A 22,102-nucleotide genomic window follows, 5' to 3' on the forward strand; every position below is an offset into this window, starting at 1 on the left:
CCAAAATGAACAATTTGATTTAGCAAATGAGTATAATTCAGTAACGTCTATTTTTATTCCGAAGACTAGGGGAGTTTACTCTATTATTGGAACGATTGGTTTTTTTCCAAACGATCCTAGTTTAAATTATAGAGCTCGTGTAGAAATTCGTGTAAATGGAAACGCAGCAATAGCTATAGATAATGACTTTTTCGGTCCAATAGGTTTTGGAAATGTAGTAAGTGTTTCGACAATTATTCAATTGAATGAAGGAGATCAAGTTGAGGTTTATGCACAAAGTAGCATAGACGGAGTTTTAAGTCCTTCAGAAGACGGCTCACATTTTGAAGCTGCAAGATTCCCTTCTCCGATTAAATAAAGTCGATTAAACAAAAGAGAAAGAATAATCCTCACCGAAATGGTGGGGATATTTTATTCTATTGAAAATAGTAACAGTTTGTCCAAACTATTCTAATCTATATTGCATAGTATGTAATAATAAATTTAAAGGGGGACTTACTACGTCTTGTTATTACTGTAAGTATTGTAAAGATTATAAAAAGAAAAGTCATGATTGCTTTAGAAAAAATAGTCAATGTGATAGAAAGTATGTAAAAGTGAATTGTTGTGATGATAAGAAAGAAAAGCTTGTAAGGGCGTCTGCATTTAGAGCTGTTAATACAATGAATCAACCTGTTCCGGAAAATACTTCAGTTAAAGTATTATTTCAAAATGAACAGTTTGATTTAGCGAATGAATATAATGCAGCAACATCTATTTTTATTCCGAAGACTAAAGGGGTATATAGTGTATTAGGGAATATAACATTCTCTCCAAATGATTTTAATGTAAATTACAGAGCTAGAGTTGAGATTCGTGTGAATGGAAATCCAGCAATAGCAATTGATAATGATTTCTTTGGGACTGGTGTATTTTTTAACAATGATGTTTCAGTAACGTCTATTCTTCAATTAGAAGCAGGGGATTCAGTTGAAGTTTTTGCTGAGAGTAGTGTTGCCGGAGTAATTGTTCAAAATGTTAATGGTTTGAATACGGTTCATTTTGAAGCTGCAAGATTTCCTTCTCCAATTAAATAACGAAGAGAATAAAATACTTTTCAGTAGGTTTAGTTAATCCCCTACACCAAATGGTGGGGGATTATTATTATTTTTCTAAAATATATAAGTAAATAGGCTAAATATAGTTTGTTTCAGGAGAATTTCACATGCTAGGAGGTAAGGTTGAAAGAGCTAGCTTATTATGAGTATTAGATATTCTGCAGGTAATAAAAAGAGTACAACGAAACAAGTAACATGGTTGTGAAAGTTCTTAGGCATTACATTTGCTAGTAGTCTTATGGAATAGAAAAGATATCTAAATTTATTAATACATAAAAGGCCGTATAATTACGGGCTTTTTTTTTACTATATAGAAATTACATATTTAACATAGGTTTGTGTAGGTATTGCTATTGTATAGAAAGGAAAAACATTAAGACGATTACACTATATAAAAATAAAATAAATCCTAAGATGAGTAGTATGGGATGCAACTTGAACATTTTTGACCTCCTTGAGTATATAAAGAATTTTAATACATATTTGGTCAATTTAGAAGGGGAATATATTAATGAATGATGATTGAATCAATACACTAATTTAACAGAATAGTGAACGTATAATAAATAAAGGAGTATTGTTGATTACACATTGATTAAATTGTTTATAAGCAGCAGATAGGTTGATCGCCCGTGAAATATAAAGGTGAGCAGATTTATGTTTACAGAATGAGAGATAAATAAAAAAAAGAGCATACATAAAAAGTACGCTCTAAAGAAAGATAGGTTTTATGAGTGGATAATTTCCATACGATAATATATGCTCGGTTAATAACAACGTGTGAAAAATCAATAGATTATCAATGGAATAACATGAAATGAGTAATTTTGGTCTATTCCCGTAGTCGCGGAGCTAACCAAATTGTAAGGATTGTGAATAGAATGGATTAACAACTGGATAATGATCGTACTTCAGTTTCGTATTTCTTATAGTTTGGATATTGCGAAATAGTTTGACACTTAGGTGTGGAAAGTTGGTTAATTATAGAAACATTTGTAATTACCTCGTTACATGGACCGAAAAATGTGATTTTTAGTTTTGAGTTTGGTGGAACTTTAACCACGATAGGTTTTTTTTTCATAAAATCAGCTCCTCATATGCACATCTTATTCTGCACTTTTTCGTTCAGATTATAAAGGCGTATTAATATAATATGAAATTTTAGTTGAGTTGATAATAATATGGGGTTTTATGCCGTGGTGAAAATGTGGGAAATGCATAGGAAACTGAGAATGTTCTATAAAATGTTTAATCGATATAATAGGTAAAAGCAAAAAATAAGTAATTTATCTAATACACTTTTTTCCTTGATACATATTATAGTAGTAAGAATTGTATTAGGAGGTAATGAAAGAGTGCAAGAAAATGTACAAGCTCAGCTTTCACCACCGTGGATCACATATTTCAATGAGTTAAAAAATTCAATTGGTACTGATCCAACTGTTTCAGTTGGTCCGCTAATTCCAGTTGGCGGGAATTATATTATTTTAGTGCATGCGTTAAGTAATGAAAAAGCGATAGCGTTAGCAACGCTTCTAAAATCTTTTGTAGAATTTGGGAATGTAAGTGTAACAGTTATTGTAACTAATAATGAAAATAACATTGTAAATCCACTTCCATGTCCACTAGATGCATTTGAAATTGCTCATTTATTTCAAGTGGCGTTAGAAAATAATCCTTATTTTGAACAAGTTGTTGTACAGCCGCAGCTTCCTGGTGGATCAAATGTTGTCTTTCCAGTTTTTACTGCGCAAGTGATTCAATTTTTTAATGATGATATTTCAAATTTATGTCAAACATTTACTGGTGTTGCTGCAAATATATTTCATGATGTAATGAACGATGACATTTGTGATATCCCAATTTTATTCTCCACAAGCTGTGTTCCGAGCGGTGAGAGTGCACAATTACAAAATACAGAGTTGACACCAAAACTGTTTTACTAAATTGTAAGAAGACATTTTCATTAATAGAAAATGTCTTTTTTGTATGCATAAACGTTACTTTGTCTAGCTAATTACAGGTTAACAAGCTGTGAATCATGAACGAAACTGCCACTGATGAAAGAGTTACTGAATTTCACATAGTATGTAAAAGTAGTCTGTTTGAATTGAAAATATATAAGAAATGTGAGGGAAATCATTTTCGTGAATATAGAATAATCGCAAGAAACACAATAAGCTAGCTGTCATACATATGTTTATTAGTCTAAAGAAGATTAATATCGATGAGTAGTAATAAGGAAAATATTTCTAATAATAGCGCTAATGAAAGGTTAATTAATTGATATTATTTACTAATAGATGATAGTGCATATCTCGAATTTGTGAATGAACTGTATGAAAAATAAATAAAATTAGTGGAAGTTTAATTAAAAGATTATATGTTTTGAAAAATAATATAGATTCTCCGTATTTATATTATAGATAGCTAGTATTAGGCATAAGGGGCTTTCAATAAGACAAGCTTTGAATATGATATTAAAAAGGGGATGAATTGTAGTGGGGTATATTATCGATATTTCAAAATGGAATGGAACTATTGATTGGGATATTGCAGCATCTCGGCTAGATTTAGTTATTGCTAGAGTTCAAGATGGCTCGAATACGGTAGATTTTATGTATCAAAATTATGTGAATGAAATGAAGAAACGCAGTATTCCATTTGGTAATTATGCATTTTGTCGCTTTATATCTATTGCTGATGCAAGGAAAGAGGCACAAGATTTTTGGAGTCGTGGCGATAAATCTGCTAAGTTTTGGGTGGTGGACGTAGAAATTCAAACGATGATAGATATGCAAGGGGGGACACAAGCGTTTATAGATGAATTACGCCGTTTAGGTGCGAAAAAAGTAGGGCTATACGTGGGGCATCACACGTATGTATCATTTGGAGCACGTAATATTGAAGTTGATTTTGTATGGATTCCTCGTTATGGAGGAAATAAGCCAGCATATCCGTGTGATATTTGGCAATATACTGATGCGGGAAATGTTCCTGGTATTGGGAAATGTGATTTAAATCAATTAATAGGAAATAAGTCGCTTTCTTGGTTTATAGGTTCGGATCAAGTAAATCAATCTATTCAATTTAATAAAGAGAATACACAGCAATCAAATGGTATTGGTATTGCAGTTTCAAAATATCCTGATGGATATGGCATAAACGTATATGAAAATCCTAAGAATCCTCAGTTTACAGGTACAATCACTCAAAAAAATCCATATTTAGTCTTACATGGTTATTGGGAAGACGCAGATAAAGATATGATTTGCTTAGGCAATGATAAACAGTGGGTATATGTAAAACATTTTGATGTAGAATGGTTTTATGCAGTTTCAAAATATCCTGTTGGGTATGGAGTAAATTATTATGCAGAGCCTGAATGTATAAATTATAAAGGAAATATTGATGGATCAAAATCTTTTCGTGTGTGGGGCAGAGCCAAAAATGCGGTAGATATCGGGCAAAATAATTGGATACTGGAAGAACATTTAAATATTAAGTACCTATAAGTAAATAAATGTTTTAGGGATACGTAAAGGGTCATTTTACTAATACATAATAAGATGACCCTTTACGTATTGGAAAAAAACACGATATATAGTTTATTCAAATGAAATGAATTACATGTGGAAAACACATTGTTAACACAAGTATATTGTATAGTTATTCTTATATAATAATAAAAGTGAGGTATTTTGAATTGAAAAAGAAAAAGTTATTTTTAGGAACAATTATTTCATGCGTAGTACTGGCATTATCGGCATGTGGTTCCTCAGACAACGTAGTAACATCAAAAGTAGGAAATGTTACAGAGAAAGAGTTAAGTAAAGAATTAAGACAAAAATATGGGGAAAGTACTTTATACCAAATGGTGTTAAGTAAGGCGTTACTAGATAAATATAAAGTTTCAGATGAGGAAGCAAAAAAACAAGTAGAAGAAGCAAAAGATAAAATGGGTGACAACTTTAAATCGACTTTAGAGCAAGTTGGATTGAAAAATGAAGATGAATTAAAGGAAAAAATGAAGCCGGAAATCGCATTTGAGAAAGCAATTAAAGCGACTGTCACAGAAAAAGATGTAAAAGATAACTATAAACCAGAGATTAAGGTAAGTCATATTTTAGTGAAAGATGAAAAGACTGCTAAAGAAATGAAAGAGAAAGTAAATAATGGTGAAGATTTTGCAGCTTTAGCGAAGCAATACTCAGAGGATCCTGGTTCAAAAGAACAAGGTGGAGAAATAACTGGTTTTGCTCCAGGGCAAACGGTGAAAGAATTTGAGGAAGCTGCATATAAATTAGATGCAGGACAAGTAAGTGAGCCAGTAAAAACAACTTACGGGTACCATATTATTAAAGTGACAGATAAAAAAGAATTGAAGCCATTTGATGAAGTAAAAGATCAAATTCGTAAAGATTTAGAACAGCAAAGACTACAAGATACGACAGGTAAATGGAAACAGCAAGTAGTTAATGATTTATTGAAAGATGCTAATATTAAAGTGAGTGATAAAGAATTTAAAAATACATTTGAATTTCTAGAAAAGAAATAATGATTGCAATTAGAAAAAGGAACCTATATAGGTTCCTTTTCTAGTTAGTGTGTGTGTTATAAATAGATAGTAAGACAATATAATATTACATTTAAATATTAAGAATTACAATGGGAATTTATGTATTTTTTAAAATTGGAATGATCAATGCTTCATAGAATGTTGATATTATAATATTTCGTTTGCTTAATTTCATTCCACTATTTGCATGTAGTCTGATTGGCGCGGGCTAATTAAAACCTGAAGTGATTTAAGTTTTTCTTTATTGAAGTGGATAAACATAATTTGCAGAATGAAACATACAATAGTATTGAAAAAATATTGATGTTAAATGAAGTGAAAAGCAGAGCATTCTACTAAAAAAGAATGTTCTTTTTAGTATGAAATTTTCAGAGGAAAGAATGCTTTTAAAGAAATTATTTAATAGATAAATATATTACGTAGGAGGAGAAAATATGAAAGTAATTTTTCAAAGAGAAGGTGGAGGGAAGGTTTTTGAATCGTATGATGAAGATATAAGCAACTTATTAGCTATTTTAAAAGAAACGAAAGGGATCAAGATTGGGATGGTTGAGTATGAAGTATTAAAATACGAATTAGAGTATTTTCGTAACCCAAAAAAAGCAGTAACAGAGAGGGAGTTACATATAATAGTACAACCAAAATATATGTAATAATAAGGGGCAATTATTTATAAATAGTTTTATACATTATGTACGAAAAGAGAGTGTTTAAATTGCTCTCTTTTCATAGAAATTCATAAGGAATGAATTGTGGTTCGTTATAAATTCCTTAAATTTTGTGAGTTCGTTCTTTATAATATATGCTTTCATTTATAGTTGGTTAATAAACTTGAAAAATTAAAACTATTTAGTTTAGGCAGGGATTTTACATTCGAGTAGATAAATATTCCTATAAAGTATTTTGCATATGAATATTGGAGGAGTAAAAATGAGTTTAGCAAGTTATATAGGGTGCAATGTAGAAATTCCGTTAACGGATCCAGATTCTAATGATGTAATTGTTTTTGGGTCGTGCTTTTCAGATGAAAGTATGCTTGAAATTGTACAAGAGTTTCAATTTCAAACAAGTTACACGTATGAAGTTTCAACGTGCTGGGGCATTGAACTTGTTGAGTGGCAAAGTGAAAAGGAGAAGAAAGAAGCTAAAAAAAAGCTATTAGCTTTATGCTCGATTATGGAAGGTTATTTAAATGAGGGGGACTATTTTGAATTATTCAGTTGTTGGGTTGGTGATGAAGATCAGGAACGAGTGGGAGAATTAAAATTAAAAATAAATCATTTTAATATAGATGAGATTTGTATCCCGGAAAGAACGCTTGTCAGGATAGAAAAATAAATATGGAAATATACGTTATTAGAAAAAAGCGACTTCACTTTGTATGAAGTCGCTTTTTCTGTTGATATGTGGACGGCCTATTATATAAGAAGTGAAAAGCTCACTTGATGAAGAAAAAATAAATGATGGATAAAAATATAATTTAAATCATTCTAAAAGAACGTAAGTTCGTGTATAATTAGAACGAATGTTCTTGTATGTGTAGATAGTATACGAATAAGAAATAAAGTGAAACTTTAATAAGCAGGGTGTTCATCGTCCGTTATTTATTAGCTTTCACCAATTAAGCGTTAACGGGCAGTTGATTTTCGTTTTACCTCCTCGCATATAGCGGATTTTGAGGTAGGAGCTTCACTACCTGTTAATGCCGGATAAATATGAGCCTAGCATTATGAAAGAATAATTGAGTACCATTATGTGTGAAATTGAATGGATAAATGATCAAGGAGATAAAGAAATGAATGATGTAAAGGTGCAGAAAATAAAAAGAGAATGGGTTCCATTTACAGTAATGTCGGAACAGTTGTTAAGTTTGCGAAAGGTTATTGGAGAGAAGTTTAAAGTACAAAAACCGCTCTTAACAAACGAAGCAAAAGAGAGAATTTCTGATAAATTATTAACGTCATTATTGTCTGAGAAAGAAATATTGGTGACATATTTTGAAGATGGTTACATCCTTACAAGTTATATGACAGTAGTGCATATAAACCCGCTAAAGCGCATTGTAATATGTACGGACGCATTTTATAAAACTTACGTATTTAATACTTCTGATATTATTGAAATAACGTAAAGGAAGCTGAAACTTTAATTTTAGCTTCCTTTACGTTATTTCAGATGAGGGATATAAATAATGAAACGAAAAAGCAGCTAGCTTCATACTAGCTGCTGAGCCCCAGGGAAAGGGAGAAAAAGATAGGGTACTCCAAAAATCAATAATAGCTGTGTAACAGCCTAATTATAGTATAGACAAATTTAAAATTCCTAAACAGAAAGATGAAAAAATAGGATTAGGCTGTACCCACTTGGTTTTGATCTGCAAGGTCAGAATCAAACGTATTAGTCGCGCTCACGCCATTAAAAGTATTAACAACAAAACCAACGTTTGAAGCACCAGATCCATTATAAGCCTTCGTATTTTCTTTCGGAGAAACGTTGTAGAAATCGCCTAAGTTAAATGAACCGTTACTATTTTGTACAACTAAATTCCCTACAACTGAGGGCATAGTTTTCACCCGCTTTACAATCATTTGTTAACATTACTATATGGTCTTATAGTCCAAATGGTTCATGTAACAAAAATAGTGGAATAGTAAAACGTTTGAAGTGTAGCTTAATCCTACAATAAAAGTATGTTAAAATTAATGTAAGGTCGATTAATTTTAAAAAACAATTGTATAATTAATATATACAAAATCAAAGGAGGCAAAATGTAATGAATAATGTTATAAAAAAAGTAGATTTAACAGATGCAAAATCAAGTAATCTTGTTGCACTTATTTATAGCAATGAAGTTATATTGGTTGAAGAAGCATTTTGTCCAAATGAAATAAAATTAAAGTTTAATGAAATTGCAATTTTATCGGCTATTAAAACAGCACATATAATGAAAGTATCCATCAGAAAAGAACTGGAAGCAATTTTTCATGACACTGGTGTTTTATTTGTGAAGCATAGTGTTGATTATGGAAATAGTCAATCTATCACTATGCATTTTGAACAATTCAAAAAGTTGCAAAATGAGATTGAGAATTTAAATAAAAATCGGTAATCAGAATAGATGAAGATTCTTTCATAGAGGTTAACTGTTCTATGTTGAAAAAATGGTTTAAAATTTTTTTAGATGAATCTCACTGTAAGCATAAATATGGTTTTATTAAGGATAATGAAGATTTTAAAAGAGGTAATCTAGGTGTAACTTTTATATATTGTGTGAGAAATGCGAGAAAGAGAAGCTGAAATATAAAAGCAATAACGAAATAAATAATGACTTTTTTGATATATAAGCAAGAGTAACTGTTATGGTTACTCTTTTTGCTTACATAAAAACTCCTACTAAAGTATGAAATGAGTTGATACTTTAGTAAATGGCTGAATGAAAAGGGAGAGTGTAAAATTTTATAAAGGAGGAGAGGTATATGCAGCGAAACGAAACTGGAAAAGTTGTAATGATTACAGGAGTGACGCAAGGATTAGGTCGTGCAATGGTTGATCGATTTCATGAATTGGGATGGAATATATATGGCTGTGGACGTTCAAAAGATAAAATTGAAGAATTGAAAAAATATTACGATAATATACATGATTTTCAAATAATCGATGTTTCAGACTCCCAGCAAGTAAGTAATTGGGCGAGTTATATACTTCATAGATATAGAGCACCTGACTTGTTAATAAATAATGCATCGATTGTTAATAAAAATGCGCCACTGTGGAAAGTAACAGCTCAAGAATTCGAAAATGTAATGAATGTAAACGTAAATGGTGTAGTAAATGTAATTAGGGCATTTGTCCCAGCGATGGTAGCTAGGAAAGAAGGAATGATTATTAATATGAGTTCTAGTTGGGGCCGAGTGGGAGAAGCTGAGCTGGCGCCATATTGTGCCTCAAAGTTTGCAATTGAAGGTATCACGAAATCTATGGCACTTGAATTACCCTATGGTATGGCTGTAGTTGCTTTAGATCCGGGCGGAAGTATTAGGAGCCCAATGCTGTATTCATGTGCACCACAGTATGTAAATGAATCACCCACACCTGAAATGTGGTCAGATCATGCGATTCAATATATATTAAATATAACAATAGATAAAAATGGAGCTTCATTGACATGCCCAGAATGTATGTAAATATATTTTGAATTGTATACGTATCTTTTAATTAGCATATTTTCAGTGATATACGCTTTGTCTAAAAAAAGTACCTTAAAGGTGCTTTTTTGTATGATTAACACATTTTAGAATGCACAAAATTACATATAGAAAATAAATATGAGATAAAGGATGTCATTTGTGTATGGCGAAAAAAGCACTAGAAAATTTCTAAATAGGTGATAAAAATGAATCCAAGCGGTTTAAAAGTGACAGGAGCATGGTTTCAAGTAGGAGGAAATCTTACTGCGGCTATTGGGACGACAAGAGGATTTATTGGAGAAGAGAAAGTTGAATCGAAGATTGTAATTGTAGGAAGCTCATTACAAGCCCTCGGTTATATATTACAAATAATAGCGAGTAATGATACCGGAAATGAAGCTGAAAGAGAAAATCAAAATATGTGTTTGGAGAATAAAAGTGAAATGCTTGATAAAATGGGCATTGAATTATTAGCATTAGGGAATATATCAAATGTAATAGGAACATATTTTAATATAAATAAACAATTGAAAGAGAATGATTATCTCATAATTATCGGGAACAGTTTACAATCGATTGGTGCTTTTTTAGGAGTAGAAGCAGCTTTACTTCAGATGAAAGCAATACAGAGAATTATAATACTAGGTAATTCTTTGCAAAGTTTAGGTGCTGGACTTCAAGCGTATCAAGGTATTATTAATGTATCAAAGAACGAAATAGAAAATGAAGGCAGTATGGTTGATAAGAAGAATGAGAAGATAATAGCACTCATTGGTATTTGGATACAAGCAATAGGAACTATTATTTCTGCGATTGGATTAACTATAATAGAGAAAGAAGACAGATTAGAAAAAATAAAAATATGAAAATACACATTTGATAAAGGAAGGGGGATTTTAATTTTACATACGTGGTAAGATTGAAGTAGTAGGTTTTTAGGCATTTGAATAGAATATATAAGAGTAGAAAAGTTTTTCATGCTTAATTGGAATTTATGAAATATAAAAATAATTGGTTTTGTGAGCGTATGAAAAGAAGAGAGATAAAAAATACAAAACAAGGAGTTTTCAAGAGATGATGTATTTATTGGCAATTCTACTACCACCAGTAGCCGTATTATTTTGTGGAAAACCATTTCAAGCAATAATTAACTTCCTATTAACATTAATATTTTGGGTTCCAGGAGTTATACATGCGATATTAGTTGTACATGATAAAAAAGCAGATCGGAGATTAAAAAAACAAATTGAAGCATATGATGAAATGAATAAGAGGAATAGAAGATAGCTAAGTCGTGAAATGATTGTAAAAAGAAAGGGGGACTACCTCCTTTCTTTTTTTCATTCTGTTTAAGTTTAAATTTTAGTATAGCGGTAAGAATTTTTAATATAAGTATTGTGATAATTAGTTTTAGATTGTGCGCTTAATAAACCGGTGTAAATGTTTTCAGGCACGTTAAAGAAATCATACATTCCATTCTTTAATTGAATGCGCAAAATCATAGAAAAAGGATTATAGCCAACAGCAACTATATTTTTTGAAATCACGGGAGATAGTTTCATCATTACGCAACTCCTCACTTCTCATTTTTAATAATTTCTTGTAGATGTTGAGGTTGTGGTGTTGAAATCCTTATAATTAAAGAGGTATTATACTTATATGCAATATATTAAATGTTCGTTATACGTAATTATAAGGAAGTTCACACGAAGTACATATCGTTGTGCTATTTTTATTTCACCTTTGATTTATAAATAAGAAAATATTGACCATTTGAAAAAAAGGTATATTATTTATACGAGGTATTAAAAATTCACTTTTTACATTCTATGCTTAAAGGGGCAGCATTATTAGGAAAAATAGAAGTGAAAATAGTTTGTATAAGAAGTATTCTAAAATTTATAATCTGTGAATTAGGAAAATATTGAATGCTCCAGGTCGATATACTTTCTTAATTAACTTCAGTTTAGAAAGTGACCTCAATATTTTTAAGTAAATCAACGGGAGAATTGAAAGGCAGGAGAAAGTAACATGTCAGAAAATTATCGTTCTCGAGAGGAACGACGACAAGTTAAAAAGAAAAAACAGCCAGCTTCTAAAACACAAAAACCAAAAGGGAAAACTTCATTCTTTCGTAAGTTTTTAATTACTTGTTTATTACTTGGTATTGTTGGTTTAGTGGCAGGGGTTGCTACCTTCTTCGTAATGATTAAGGATGCACCGAAACTTGAGAAAGCAAAACTTGTTAATCCGTTATCCTCAAAAATTTATGATAAAAATGGCGATTTGGTATATGAATACGGGAAAGAAAAACGGACGAATGTTACGTATGATCAAATTCCTAAATTAGTAGAAAATGCATTTTTAGCAACAGAAGATTCACGTTTTTATGAGCATAGTGGAGTAGACTTTAAAGGTACTGCCCGTGCTGTCTTGGTGAGTCTTAAAGGAGATTACGGTTCACAAGGTGGAAGTACAATAACGCAACAGGTTATTAAAAACTACTTCTTATCGATGGAAAAAACATCAAAACGTAAAGTTCAGGAAATATATTTAGCGTATAAGCTAGAACAACAATATTCAAAACATGAAATTTTAGAAATGTATTTAAATAAAATTAACTTAGGAAACCGTTCATATGGTATCGCAACAGCAGCACAAAACTACTATGGTAAAGAATTAAAAGAGTTAACATTACCAGAAGTTGCGATGCTTGCAGGTTTACCGAAAGCACCGAATAACTATGATCCAACAAAAACGGAAAATATTCAAAGGGCAACAGAAAGAAGAAATGTTGTACTAGGATTAATGAATCGACATGGATATATTACGAAGGCAGAAATGGAAGAAGCTTCGAAAGTTAAAGTTACAGATGGACTTAAGACTGCAACTGTTCAGGCAATGCCATATCCTGCATTTATGGATGCGGTTGTGAAAGAAGTTGAAAAAGAATTGCCAGATGCTAACATTGGTTCTGACGGTTTAGAAATTTATACAACTTTAGACAAAGATGCACAGATTGCTGCTGATAGGATATTAAATGAAAATATTATTAATTATCCAAATGATAAATTCCAAGGTGCATTCACATTTATGGATACGAAAACAGGAGAGGTTCGTGCTATAGGTAGTGGCCGTGGTGAAAATAAGGCAGTATTTAAAGGGCATAATATGGCAATTGATTTAGATCGTGCAGCTGGTTCAACTATGAAGCCAATCTTTGATTACGGTCCTGCAATTGAATACTTAAAATGGGCTACGTATCATCAAATTGATGATTCTCCATTTAAATATTCAACTGGACAAGAACTTCGAAATGCGGACAGAAGTCACCTAGGCCCAATTACTATGCGTGAAGCGTTAAAAATGTCACGTAACGTTCCAGCAGTTAAAACTGCAAAGGAAGTAGGACTTAATAAATCAAAGGAATTCTCTGAGAAATTAGGTATTACATTTAATAAACCGCCGGCAGAATCTACAGCTATTGGTACAAATGAAGTATCACCAACTGAAATGGCGGGTGCTTATGCGACATTTGGTAATGGTGGAAAGTATGCAAAACCGCATTTTGTTAAGAAAGTAGTTTATCCAGACGGTAAGTCACAAAGTTTTGAGCAAAAACCAAAACAAGTTATAGCTGACTCTACAGCATATATGATTACTGATATGCTTCGTTCAGTAGTAACATCTGGTACTGGTACAGCGGCAAATATAAGTTCTTTAGATGTAGCTGGTAAAACAGGTACAACAAACTATGATTCAAAACAACTAGCGAAATATAACATTCCAGAAAGTGCAACCCGGGATAGTTGGTTTGCAGGTTATACGCCGCAATATACGATGGCGGTATGGACTGGATATATGAAAGATGGTAAGGACGAGTATATTAGTAGTAAAAATACGAAAATTGCACAGTTGATCTTTAAAGAAATGATGAGTGAGTTTGCTACTGACAAATCACGCTTTAAAATGCCAAGTAGTGTTATTCAAGAAGGTAGTGAGCTACGTATAAAAGGTGAAAAACGTGATTCTTCACCAAATACGAGCGTACCGGATACAACGGAACAACCAAAACAAGATCAAAAGCAAAAAACTGAAGAAGAGAAAAACAAAGAAGAATTAAAGAAACAAGAAGAGCTTAAAAAACAAGAAGAACAAAAGCAACAAGAGGAACTGAAGAAGCAAGAAGAACAAAAGAAACAAGAAGAAGAAAAGAAACAAAATGAACAAAATAATGGAAATGGCCAAGGAACGACACCTCCAGCGAATAATGGAGGAGGCCAAGGAAATACAACACCTCCAGCAAATAATGGGGGAGGTCAAGGAAATACAACTCCACCAGCGACCACACAACCAGAGACTGGCGGGAATGCAGGAGAAGCCCCTGTCAATAATGGACAATAAGAGAAGTTAATAAAAAGTACAAAAAAGCACTTAAGATTTGTGAAAATTACAATCTTAAGTGCTTTTTTATCGTTTAAATTTAAATGTTAAAAGTACCGTAGAAATTTTGAAAATAAATTGATGGAAAATGATAAAAAACTTGAGCCTGAGGCAATGGAGTATAACTGGGGTTGTAAAAGGTAGTACTACTTGGATGTGCGCCATGATGCCAAAATGAGGGAGTAACTTGACCTGGAATTTGATATTGTTGCCAAGTTGCAGGAAGTTCAATTCCTACATCGGAACTAGCTGTATGAACAGCTGGAACGTGTATCCCAGGAGTCGAAGGAACGACGGCTGTTACTCTTGAAGATACCCACATAACATAATCACTCCTAAGTTGTGATAATAAAATAGTATATTCTTTTCACGCGTATAAAGGTACATATAGATAGGACTTTAGGCTAATGTATACTTATAAAGTTATAAGACCAATTTATATTGATGGTGGACCATTTATTATAAAAAGTTACGTCTATTTACGGAGGGAAAAGGGACTAAGAAAATGTAAAATGGAGGTGTTAATTGCAAGAATATACGTGTTTATGGAGGAATTTTAATGGAACGATTATGGACGAAATCATTTATTCAAATGACTTTCGCAATGTTATTTTTATTTACAGGATTTTATTTACTTGTACCAACGCTCCCGCTCTTTATTAAAGAGATAGGCGGCAATGAATCACAAGTTGGATTTATGATGGGAATGTTTACAATAGCAGCAGTTGTAATACGACCGATTATCGGAGGAATGTTAGATCAATATGGGAGAAGATCTTTTATTATTTTCGGACTCGTCTTTTTTGGGATAACGATGTATTCTTATAATTTAGCATCGACTATTGTTCTTTTAGCTGTTTTACGGGTTATTCATGGCGTGACATGGGCTGTTTCTACAACAGCTGTTGGAACAGCGATAACTGATATTATTCCAGATTCACGCCGTGGTGAAGGTATGGGTTGGTACGGGATGGCTATGACAATTGCAATGGCGATCGGCCCAATGATTGGATTATCGGTTGTACAACATTATTCATTTCACGGCCTATTCTTGTTGGCAACTCTTTTATCCTTTATGGCAGTCCTATTATCGTTCATGACGAAAATGCCATTCACACCACAAAAAGAAAAAGGGAAAATGCAGTTGTTTGAAAAATCGGTTCTCTCCATTACAATTGTAGTTTTCTTTTTATCATTTGCATATGGAGGAATTACGACGTTTTTACCGCTATTTGCATCTTCAATCGATGTGAATCCTGGGCCATTCTTTCTTGTATATGCAGTTGCTTTAACGATTGTAAGACCAATTTCAGGAAAACTATTAGATAAGTATGGAGAAGTATTTATTATACTCCCGGCACTATGTATTACGATTATCGCGATAGTTGTATTAACGATTTCAAATAGTTTAATAGGGGTAGTTATCGCAGCTGCATTATACGGTGTTGGATTCGGTTCAGCACAGCCCGCATTACAAGCAGCGATGCTTACTATTATTGATCCGAGTAAAAGAGGAGTTGCTAACGCTTCATTCTTTACCGCATTTGATTTAGGGATTGGACTTGGTGCGATTTTACTTGGAGTTGTTTCGCAAATGTTCGGTTACCGTATTTTATTTGCAGGTAGTGCAATTTCAGGACTAATCGCTTTCATTATTTTTGTCATTTTTGTAAAACAGCGATTAGGTAAAAAAGAATTTGCGTAAACGAGAGGAACAAAGATCAAAATTTCAATTGAACATGACGCTCTACAATGGTTTAAGGAAGAATTCTGAATATAGCATGTTAATAGTCCAATTCAGCCTGGATATTCTTTAGGAATAGTCTTTAGGAAATTATATGGCAAATTATGTAAGTCGATGATCTTTAGCACTTTCAAAACTATCATTTAGTTGTAGGTTAGTACGGGGAAACGTAGGAATTTAATTTAATTATGTAAAATAATAACTTTTTTAAAAGTAAATAAGTTTTATATAAGAATTATATTGAAGAGATAGTGAAATAAATATTATGAAGAAACGAGTTGTATATGTGTACAGCTCGTTTTTTTATTTTCTTAAAAAAAATGGGAGAATGATATGTTCTGTAGGATTTTCTGATTCATCCTTATATTTTGTTTTAATAAGGCGAACAAAGAAGTCTGTCCTTTCTTTATAAAACATGAAAATTATTTTTGAAAAATTGTATTGTTACATCGGTAAAAGTATAGGAAACTTATCATTATAAAATAAATTGAAATCTTCTAAAAACTCTGATACATTGAAATAGAAATGTAGTTTCACGATTTTGTAAAGGCTTACAGTTATGTGCACGAAGATCTATTAGGATTGGAGGAAATAATGATGAAAGCTGAAGAAAAATTTTCCCCGGGATTAGATGGTATAGTGGCAGCGGAGACGAAAATTTCGTTTCTTGACACAGTGAAAGGTGAAATTGTAATTCAAGGGTATGATTTAATCGAACTCTCAAAAACAAAAGAGTATTTAGACATTGTGCACCTTTTATTGGAAGAACATCTACCAAATGAGGATGAAAAAGCAAAACTCGAAAAGAAATTAAAAGAAGAATACGCGGTACCAGAAGGTGTATTCAACGTATTAAAGGCATTACCGAAAGAAACGCACCCGATGGATGGATTGCGTACAGGTGTGTCCGCATTAGCTGGTTATGATAATGATATCGAAAACCGTTCGTTAGAAGTAAACAAAAGCCGCGGGTACAAATTATTGAGTAAAGTACCAAACATTGTAGCGAATAGCTATCATATTTTAAATAATGAAGACCCAATCGAACCTCTTAAGGAATTAACATATAGCGCGAATTTCTTCTATATGTTAACAGGTAAAAAACCAACTGAACTTGAGGAGAAGATCTTTGATCGTTCCCTTGTTTTATATAGTGAACATGAAATGCCAAACTCTACATTTACAGCGCGCGTTATTGCATCAACGCAATCGGACTTATATGGTGCTTTAACAGGTGCAGTTGCATCTTTAAAAGGTAGCTTACACGGCGGTGCAAACGAAGCGGTTATGTACATGCTTTTAGAAGCTGGTAATGTTGAGAAGTTTGAAGAGTTGTTACAGAAGAAACTATATAACAAAGAAAAAATTATGGGCTTTGGACATCGTGTGTATATGAAGAAGATGGATCCAAGAGCACTGATGATGAAGGAAGCTTTAAAGCAGTTATGTGATGTAAAAGGCGATTATACACTATATGAAATGTGTGAAGCTGGAGAAAAGATTATGGAGAAGGAAAAAGGAATTTATCCGAACCTTGATTATTATGCAGCTCCAGTATATTGGATGCTTGGTATTCCAATTCAACTTTACACACCAATCTTCTTTAGCTCTAGAACAGTAGGACTATGCGCGCACGTAATTGAGCAACATGCGAACAATCGATTGTTCCGTCCACGTGTAAATTATGTTGGCGAGCGACATGTACTTAGTAAATAAGAACAACTGGGGAGTTGTTAGCGCCGCCCGCTAGATGGGTGTTTGACCGACACCCATCATTAATAATAACGAATTTTCGACAGAAAGGGAAGAATAGTATGATTAAAACAAATGAAATTAAACAAAAAGATGCATTATTAGAAGAAATTGCGGATTATGTATTAAATAAAGAGGTAACTAGCGCAGAAGCATTCAGTACTGCTCGTTACGTATTACTTGATACACTTGGATGCGGAATTTTAGCACTACAATATCCAGAGTGTACGAAATTACTAGGACCAGTTGTACCAGGAACGATCGTGCCGAATGGTACACGTGTACCAGGTACGTCATATGTGCTTGATCCAGTGAAAGGTGCATTTAATATCGGATGTATGATCCGTTGGTTAGACTATAACGATACTTGGCTTGCAGCAGAGTGGGGACATCCATCTGATAACTTAGGCGGTATTTTAGCAGTTGCAGATTATATTAGCCGTGTTCGTATTTCAGAAGGAAAAGAACCATTAAAAGTACGTGAAGTATTAGAAATGATGATTAAAGCACATGAAATTCAAGGTGTACTAGCTTTAGAAAATAGTTTGAATCGTGTTGGTCTTGACCATGTATTATACGTAAAAGTAGCAACAACTGCTGTAGTTGCAAAAATGCTCGGCGGAACACGTGAAGAAATCTTTAATGCATTATCACATGCATGGATTGATAATTCTAGTCTTCGTACATATCGTCATGCACCAAATACAGGCTCACGTAAATCATGGGCAGCAGGTGATGCAACAAGCCGCGGTGTTCATCTTGCAATGACTGCTCTAAAAGGTGAAATGGGATATCCAACAGCATTATCTGCACCAGGCTGGGGATTCCAAGATGTATTATTCAATAAACAAGAATTAAAGTTAGCAAGACCATTAGAGTCTTATGTAATGGAAAATGTATTATTTAAAGTTTCATATCCAGCAGAGTTCCATGCACAAACAGCTGCAGAGTGTGCTGTGAAATTACATCCAGAAATTAAAGAAAGATTAGATGAAATTGATCGTATTACGATTACAACTCATGAATCAGCAATTCGTATTATCGACAAAGAAGGTCCATTAAATAACCCAGCTGATCGTGATCATTGCTTACAATACATTACGGCAATTGGTTTGTTAAAAGGAGATATCGTTGCGGATGATTATGAGGATGTAGTAGCAAATGATCCACGTGTAGATGAATTACGTAATAAGATGGTTGTTGTTGAAAACAAACAGTACAGTTTAGATTACCTTGACCCGAACAAGCGCTCAATCGCCAACGCTGTTCAAGTTCATTTCAAGGATGGCACTGTAACAGAAAATGTGGAATGTGAATATCCACTTGGTCACCGTTTCCGTAGAGACGAAGCAATTCCAAAAGTTGTTCAAAAATTCACTGCAAATATGGCAGGTCATTATTCTAGTAAGCAACAAGAACAAATTCATGAAGTTTGTCTAAATGAAGAAAAACTAGAAAATATGAATGTAAACGAATTTGTAGATCTATTCTTAAATTAATAATAGGGGGAATATAGAATGGCTTGGGTTGTGAATAAACAGTCAACACAAGAGGAGCTTGCGAATCGCTTCCGAGCTTTAGTAGAAGCAAATGGGATTTTGCAAATTCCAGGTGCTCATGATGCAATGGCTGCTCTTGTTGCGAAAAATACAGGTTTTTCAGCTTTATATTTATCGGGAGCTGCTTATACTGCAAGTAAAGGTCTACCAGATTTAGGAATCGTGACGTCTACTGAAGTAGCAGAGAGAGCAAGGGATCTAGTAAGAGCTACAGATTTAGCAGTTCTTGTTGATATTGATACAGGATTTGGCGGTGTATTAAACGTAGCGAGAACAGCAGTAGAAATGGTGGAAGCAAAAGTTGCGGCTGTTCAAATTGAAGATCAACAATTACCGAAGAAATGTGGACATTTAAATGGTAAGAAACTCGTTACGACAGAAGAGTTAGTTCAAAAGATTAAAGCGATTAAAGAAGTTGCACCAAGCTTATATATTGTGGCACGTACAGATGCTCGCGGTGTAGAAGGCTTAGATGAAGCAATCGAAAGAGCGAACGCCTATGTAAAAGCAGGTGCAGATGCAATATTCCCTGAAGCACTTCAATCAGAAGAAGAGTTCCGTCTATTTAATAGTAAAGTAAATGCGCCTTTACTTGCGAATATGACTGAGTTCGGGAAAACGCCGTATTATAGTGCAGAGGAATTTGCGAATATGGGCTTCCAAATGGTTATTTATCCTGTAACTTCACTTCGTGTTGCAGCGAAAGCATATGAGAATGTGTTTACTTTAATTAAGGAAACAGGTTCTCAAAAAGATGCACTTTCAAGTATGCAAACGAGAAGCGAGTTATATGAAACAATTTCATATCATGACTTTGAAGAACTAGATACTGGAATTGCAAAAACAGTATTATCAGAGGATCAATAGATAAAACAACTAAGGCGATGAGAATACATCTTTGGCAAAACGAACTGCTTGATGTGACAATTCATCGCCTTCTGTTTTCAAAAATAAGAAATTCCACTCATCGTAGACGAGCATACGTAGTAGCAAGTAAGGCCGAAATGATAGGGGGATTCAGATGGAGAAAACAAAGTTACCGTGGGATGAATTTTTTTCACTTAATAAAGATGTGAATTATACTTTCTTTACGCCAGAAGATTTTTCAGGAGATGAAGATTTAATCGCAAAAACGACAGAACAATTTGTTAAACAAGAAATTGTTCCACAAATGGAGAATATAGAACAACATAACTATAAAATTTCTCGTCAATTATTTGAGAAAGCTGGAGAACTTGGATTATTAAGTATCGAAGTCCCAGAAGAGTACGGCGGATTTGAGTTAGGAAAGGCAGTTTCAGGGCTTGTAGCAGAAAAAATGGGATACGCTGGTGCATTTAGTGTTTCCTTTAATATACACGCTGGTGTAGGTACATTGCCTTACATATATTACGGAACGAAAGAACAAAAAGAAAAATATTTGCCGAAAATTGCGTCTGGAGAATGGATTGGGGCTTATGCTTTAACTGAGCCAAATGCTGGTTCTGATGCTTTAAGTGCAAAAACAAGTGCAGTATTAAATGAAGATGGTACTGCTTGGAAGTTAAATGGTGAGAAGCAGTGGATTACAAATGCTCATATGGCAGATGTATACGTTGTTTTTGCGAAGACAAATAAAGGAATGACAGCGTTTATTGTCGAAAGAACATGTGAAGGTGTATCCATTGGACTAGAAGAAAAGAAAATGGGGATTAAAGGTTCTTCAACGGCTACCCTAATTTTAGAAGATGTTGTCATCCCTGCTCAAAATGTTTTAGGGGAAGTTGGAAAAGGGCATCACGTAGCTCTTAATATTCTTAACTTCGCTAGACTAAAGCTGGCTTTTGGAAATATTGGAACAGCAAAACAAGCAATTGGTTTGTCGGTTCAATATGGAAAAGAGCGAAAACAGTTCCAAACGGAATTAGTAGATTTTACGATGATTCAAGAGAAAATTGCAAATATGATCATTGCTACATATGGAGCAGAAAGTGCAGCCTACCGTACAGCAGGTGTAATTGATGAAGCAATTCATGAGAGTGATGAAGATCTTATGAAGAAAATGTCTCAATTTGCAATTGAATGTGCACTTAATAAAGTAAATGCTTCTGAAACACTTGGTCATATCGTAGATGAAGCCGTACAAATTCATGGTGGTTACGGTTATATGCAAGAGTACGAGGTAGAACGATTATATCGTGACGCTAGAATTAGTCGTATTTTTGAAGGAACAAACGAAATTAATAGATTAACAGTTGCTAAAATGTTAATGAAGCAAATGGAACAAATTGAAGATACTGAAGTAGAAGTTGATGTAGCAAATGTTGAAAGAAACCATCGTTACATTTTATTAGCGAAAAAATTGTTGAAACAATCTTTGAAAACGCTCTCTAAAACTCCAGGGTTAAAAATTGACCAAGAACAAGAATATTCACGTGTATTATCAAATATGTTAACGGACGTGTACGTCATGGAATCAGCATTTTTACGCACGAGTAAAGCAATTAGTAAAAATGGTGAAGAGAAAGAGCGTACGAAACAAATGATAACTGATGTTATTTGTGAAGAAGGCTATCGTAAAGTAGAAGAAGCAGCGATTTCTATACTTGCAGCGGCTGTCACAGAAGAACAAGATAGACACGTAATTTTAGCTGAAATTCGTCAATTATTAGTGCCTTTATACACGAACGTATTTACAAAAAAGAGAGAAATTGCGAAAGCTATTATAAATCGCGGAAAGTATATTGTGTAAATAGGAGGAA

At 33.3% G+C, this 22,102-nt stretch carries 22 protein-coding genes and 1 pseudogene; 19 read left to right on the forward strand and 4 right to left on the reverse strand.

Going from position 1 to position 22,102, the window contains the following annotated elements:
* The coding region (locus tag GFJ36_RS10935) for an ABC transporter permease (RefSeq protein ID WP_242015965.1) at positions 1-358 on the forward strand (358 nt) is incomplete at its 5' end.
* A 106-nt stretch (positions 359-464) separates the two neighbouring features.
* Complete coding sequence (locus GFJ36_RS10940) at positions 465-1,076, forward strand: hypothetical protein (RefSeq protein WP_098148284.1); 612 nt, start codon at positions 465-467, stop codon at positions 1,074-1,076.
* Between the two features lie 907 nt (positions 1,077-1,983).
* Here GFJ36_RS10940 and GFJ36_RS10945 read toward each other — a convergent pair.
* A complete protein-coding gene (locus GFJ36_RS10945) occupies positions 1,984-2,178 on the reverse strand; it encodes a hypothetical protein (RefSeq protein WP_097891448.1) in 195 nt (64 codons plus the stop codon).
* A gap of 274 nt (positions 2,179-2,452) precedes the next feature.
* Here GFJ36_RS10945 and GFJ36_RS10950 point away from each other — a divergent pair, with 274 nt between their 5' ends.
* From GFJ36_RS10950 to GFJ36_RS10975, 6 genes are all read left to right on the forward strand, one after another.
* Positions 2,453-3,043 carry a hypothetical protein gene (locus tag GFJ36_RS10950; RefSeq protein ID WP_097891450.1) on the forward strand — a complete coding sequence of 197 codons (591 nt, stop codon included), beginning with the start codon at positions 2,453-2,455 and terminating at the stop codon, positions 3,041-3,043.
* Between the two features lie 555 nt (positions 3,044-3,598).
* A complete protein-coding gene (locus tag GFJ36_RS10955) occupies positions 3,599-4,612 on the forward strand; it encodes a glycoside hydrolase family 25 protein (protein ID WP_097891452.1) in 1,014 nt (337 codons plus the stop codon).
* Between the two features lie 191 nt (positions 4,613-4,803).
* A complete protein-coding gene (locus tag GFJ36_RS10960) occupies positions 4,804-5,655 on the forward strand; it encodes a peptidylprolyl isomerase PrsA (RefSeq protein WP_097891454.1) in 852 nt (283 codons plus the stop codon).
* 455 nt (positions 5,656-6,110) lie between these two features.
* A complete protein-coding gene (locus GFJ36_RS10965; RefSeq protein ID WP_087980343.1) occupies positions 6,111-6,329 on the forward strand; it encodes a hypothetical protein in 219 nt (72 codons plus the stop codon).
* 277 nt (positions 6,330-6,606) lie between these two features.
* Positions 6,607-7,014, forward strand: coding sequence for a hypothetical protein (locus GFJ36_RS10970; RefSeq protein WP_098230670.1), 408 nt, complete (start codon positions 6,607-6,609; stop codon positions 7,012-7,014).
* 457 nt (positions 7,015-7,471) lie between these two features.
* Positions 7,472-7,807, forward strand: a complete 336-nt coding sequence (locus tag GFJ36_RS10975) for a YolD-like family protein (RefSeq protein ID WP_097891456.1) — start codon at positions 7,472-7,474, stop codon at positions 7,805-7,807.
* A gap of 217 nt (positions 7,808-8,024) precedes the next feature.
* On the opposite strand, the gene gerPF is transcribed toward GFJ36_RS10975, so the two are convergent.
* A complete protein-coding gene (gene gerPF, locus GFJ36_RS10980) occupies positions 8,025-8,240 on the reverse strand; it encodes a spore germination protein GerPF (protein WP_001141565.1) in 216 nt (71 codons plus the stop codon).
* A 209-nt stretch (positions 8,241-8,449) separates the two neighbouring features.
* Here gerPF and GFJ36_RS10985 point away from each other — a divergent pair, with 209 nt between their 5' ends.
* From GFJ36_RS10985 to GFJ36_RS11000, 5 genes and pseudogenes are all read left to right on the forward strand, one after another.
* Positions 8,450-8,785: a hypothetical protein gene (locus GFJ36_RS10985; protein ID WP_001066867.1), complete on the forward strand. Its 336-nt coding sequence runs from the start codon at positions 8,450-8,452 to the stop codon at positions 8,783-8,785.
* A 41-nt stretch (positions 8,786-8,826) separates the two neighbouring features.
* Positions 8,827-9,020, forward strand: a pseudogene (locus GFJ36_RS29085) (hypothetical protein).
* A gap of 132 nt (positions 9,021-9,152) precedes the next feature.
* Complete coding sequence (locus GFJ36_RS10990) at positions 9,153-9,860, forward strand: SDR family oxidoreductase (protein WP_087982454.1); 708 nt, start codon at positions 9,153-9,155, stop codon at positions 9,858-9,860.
* A 209-nt stretch (positions 9,861-10,069) separates the two neighbouring features.
* Complete coding sequence (locus GFJ36_RS10995; protein ID WP_060488671.1) at positions 10,070-10,729, forward strand: DUF6944 family repetitive protein; 660 nt, start codon at positions 10,070-10,072, stop codon at positions 10,727-10,729.
* Positions 10,730-10,937: 208 nt separating this feature from the next.
* On the forward strand, positions 10,938-11,150 hold the full coding sequence (locus GFJ36_RS11000; RefSeq protein ID WP_000990228.1) for a YqaE/Pmp3 family membrane protein: 213 nt from the start codon (positions 10,938-10,940) through the stop codon (positions 11,148-11,150).
* 68 nt (positions 11,151-11,218) lie between these two features.
* Here GFJ36_RS11000 and GFJ36_RS11005 read toward each other — a convergent pair whose 3' ends face one another.
* Positions 11,219-11,428: a KTSC domain-containing protein gene (locus GFJ36_RS11005; protein WP_131933606.1), complete on the reverse strand. Its 210-nt coding sequence runs from the start codon at positions 11,426-11,428 to the stop codon at positions 11,219-11,221.
* 466 nt (positions 11,429-11,894) lie between these two features.
* Between GFJ36_RS11005 and GFJ36_RS11010 the strand changes: the two genes are divergently transcribed.
* Positions 11,895-14,267 (forward strand): transglycosylase domain-containing protein, encoded by a 2,373-nt coding sequence (locus tag GFJ36_RS11010; RefSeq protein ID WP_098230671.1) that lies wholly within the window; start codon positions 11,895-11,897, stop codon positions 14,265-14,267.
* Positions 14,268-14,346: 79 nt separating this feature from the next.
* Here GFJ36_RS11010 and GFJ36_RS11015 read toward each other — a convergent pair whose 3' ends face one another.
* Positions 14,347-14,628: a hypothetical protein gene (locus GFJ36_RS11015; protein ID WP_060488674.1), complete on the reverse strand. Its 282-nt coding sequence runs from the start codon at positions 14,626-14,628 to the stop codon at positions 14,347-14,349.
* A 237-nt stretch (positions 14,629-14,865) separates the two neighbouring features.
* Between GFJ36_RS11015 and GFJ36_RS11020 the strand changes: the two genes are divergently transcribed.
* The 5 genes from GFJ36_RS11020 to GFJ36_RS11040 all read left to right on the forward strand — a co-directional run bounded on the left by GFJ36_RS11020 (position 14,866) and on the right by GFJ36_RS11040 (position 22,092).
* The gene (locus GFJ36_RS11020) at positions 14,866-16,011 is read left to right on the forward strand and encodes an MFS transporter (RefSeq protein WP_087982448.1); all 1,146 of its coding nucleotides are present in this window, start codon (positions 14,866-14,868) and stop codon (positions 16,009-16,011) included.
* A gap of 633 nt (positions 16,012-16,644) precedes the next feature.
* Entirely contained in the window at positions 16,645-17,766 is a 1,122-nt protein-coding gene (gene mmgD / locus GFJ36_RS11025; RefSeq protein ID WP_137036222.1) for a citrate synthase, read from the forward strand.
* A gap of 98 nt (positions 17,767-17,864) precedes the next feature.
* A complete protein-coding gene (prpD, locus tag GFJ36_RS11030; protein WP_000598118.1) occupies positions 17,865-19,301 on the forward strand; it encodes a 2-methylcitrate dehydratase in 1,437 nt (478 codons plus the stop codon).
* Positions 19,302-19,319: 18 nt separating this feature from the next.
* Positions 19,320-20,228, forward strand: coding sequence for a methylisocitrate lyase (prpB, locus tag GFJ36_RS11035; protein ID WP_087982444.1), 909 nt, complete (start codon positions 19,320-19,322; stop codon positions 20,226-20,228).
* 154 nt (positions 20,229-20,382) lie between these two features.
* Positions 20,383-22,092 carry an acyl-CoA dehydrogenase family protein gene (locus GFJ36_RS11040; RefSeq protein ID WP_088609407.1) on the forward strand — a complete coding sequence of 570 codons (1,710 nt, stop codon included), beginning with the start codon at positions 20,383-20,385 and terminating at the stop codon, positions 22,090-22,092.
* Positions 22,093-22,102 lie beyond the last annotated feature (10 nt).

The sequence above is a fragment of the Bacillus sp. EE-W1 genome (genome assembly GCF_009760835.1).
Taxonomy (GTDB): Bacteria; Bacillota; Bacilli; order Bacillales; family Bacillaceae_G; genus Bacillus_A; species Bacillus_A wiedmannii.

Bases quoted from the DNA above. Each gene is read 5' to 3' on its own strand.
- GFJ36_RS10970 (WP_098230670.1), top strand. From the start codon at position 6,607: ATGAGTTTAGCAAGTTATATAGGGTGCAATGTAGAAATTCCGTTAACG.
- GFJ36_RS10995 (WP_060488671.1), top strand. From the start codon at position 10,070: ATGAATCCAAGCGGTTTAAAAGTGACAGGAGCATGGTTTCAAGTAGGA.
- GFJ36_RS10975 (WP_097891456.1), top strand. From the start codon at position 7,472: ATGAATGATGTAAAGGTGCAGAAAATAAAAAGAGAATGGGTTCCATTT.
- gerPF (WP_001141565.1), bottom strand. From the start codon at position 8,240: ATGCCCTCAGTTGTAGGGAATTTAGTTGTACAAAATAGTAACGGTTCA.
- GFJ36_RS10945 (WP_097891448.1), bottom strand. From the start codon at position 2,178: ATGAAAAAAAAACCTATCGTGGTTAAAGTTCCACCAAACTCAAAACTA.
- GFJ36_RS11010 (WP_098230671.1), top strand. From the start codon at position 11,895: ATGTCAGAAAATTATCGTTCTCGAGAGGAACGACGACAAGTTAAAAAG.
- GFJ36_RS11005 (WP_131933606.1), bottom strand. From the start codon at position 11,428: ATGATGAAACTATCTCCCGTGATTTCAAAAAATATAGTTGCTGTTGGC.
- prpB (WP_087982444.1), top strand. From the start codon at position 19,320: ATGGCTTGGGTTGTGAATAAACAGTCAACACAAGAGGAGCTTGCGAAT.
- GFJ36_RS10990 (WP_087982454.1), top strand. From the start codon at position 9,153: ATGCAGCGAAACGAAACTGGAAAAGTTGTAATGATTACAGGAGTGACG.
- GFJ36_RS11000 (WP_000990228.1), top strand. From the start codon at position 10,938: ATGATGTATTTATTGGCAATTCTACTACCACCAGTAGCCGTATTATTT.
- GFJ36_RS11015 (WP_060488674.1), bottom strand. From the start codon at position 14,628: ATGTGGGTATCTTCAAGAGTAACAGCCGTCGTTCCTTCGACTCCTGGG.
- GFJ36_RS11020 (WP_087982448.1), top strand. From the start codon at position 14,866: ATGGAACGATTATGGACGAAATCATTTATTCAAATGACTTTCGCAATG.
- mmgD (WP_137036222.1), top strand. From the start codon at position 16,645: ATGATGAAAGCTGAAGAAAAATTTTCCCCGGGATTAGATGGTATAGTG.
- GFJ36_RS10985 (WP_001066867.1), top strand. From the start codon at position 8,450: ATGAATAATGTTATAAAAAAAGTAGATTTAACAGATGCAAAATCAAGT.
- prpD (WP_000598118.1), top strand. From the start codon at position 17,865: ATGATTAAAACAAATGAAATTAAACAAAAAGATGCATTATTAGAAGAA.
- GFJ36_RS11040 (WP_088609407.1), top strand. From the start codon at position 20,383: ATGGAGAAAACAAAGTTACCGTGGGATGAATTTTTTTCACTTAATAAA.
- GFJ36_RS10965 (WP_087980343.1), top strand. From the start codon at position 6,111: ATGAAAGTAATTTTTCAAAGAGAAGGTGGAGGGAAGGTTTTTGAATCG.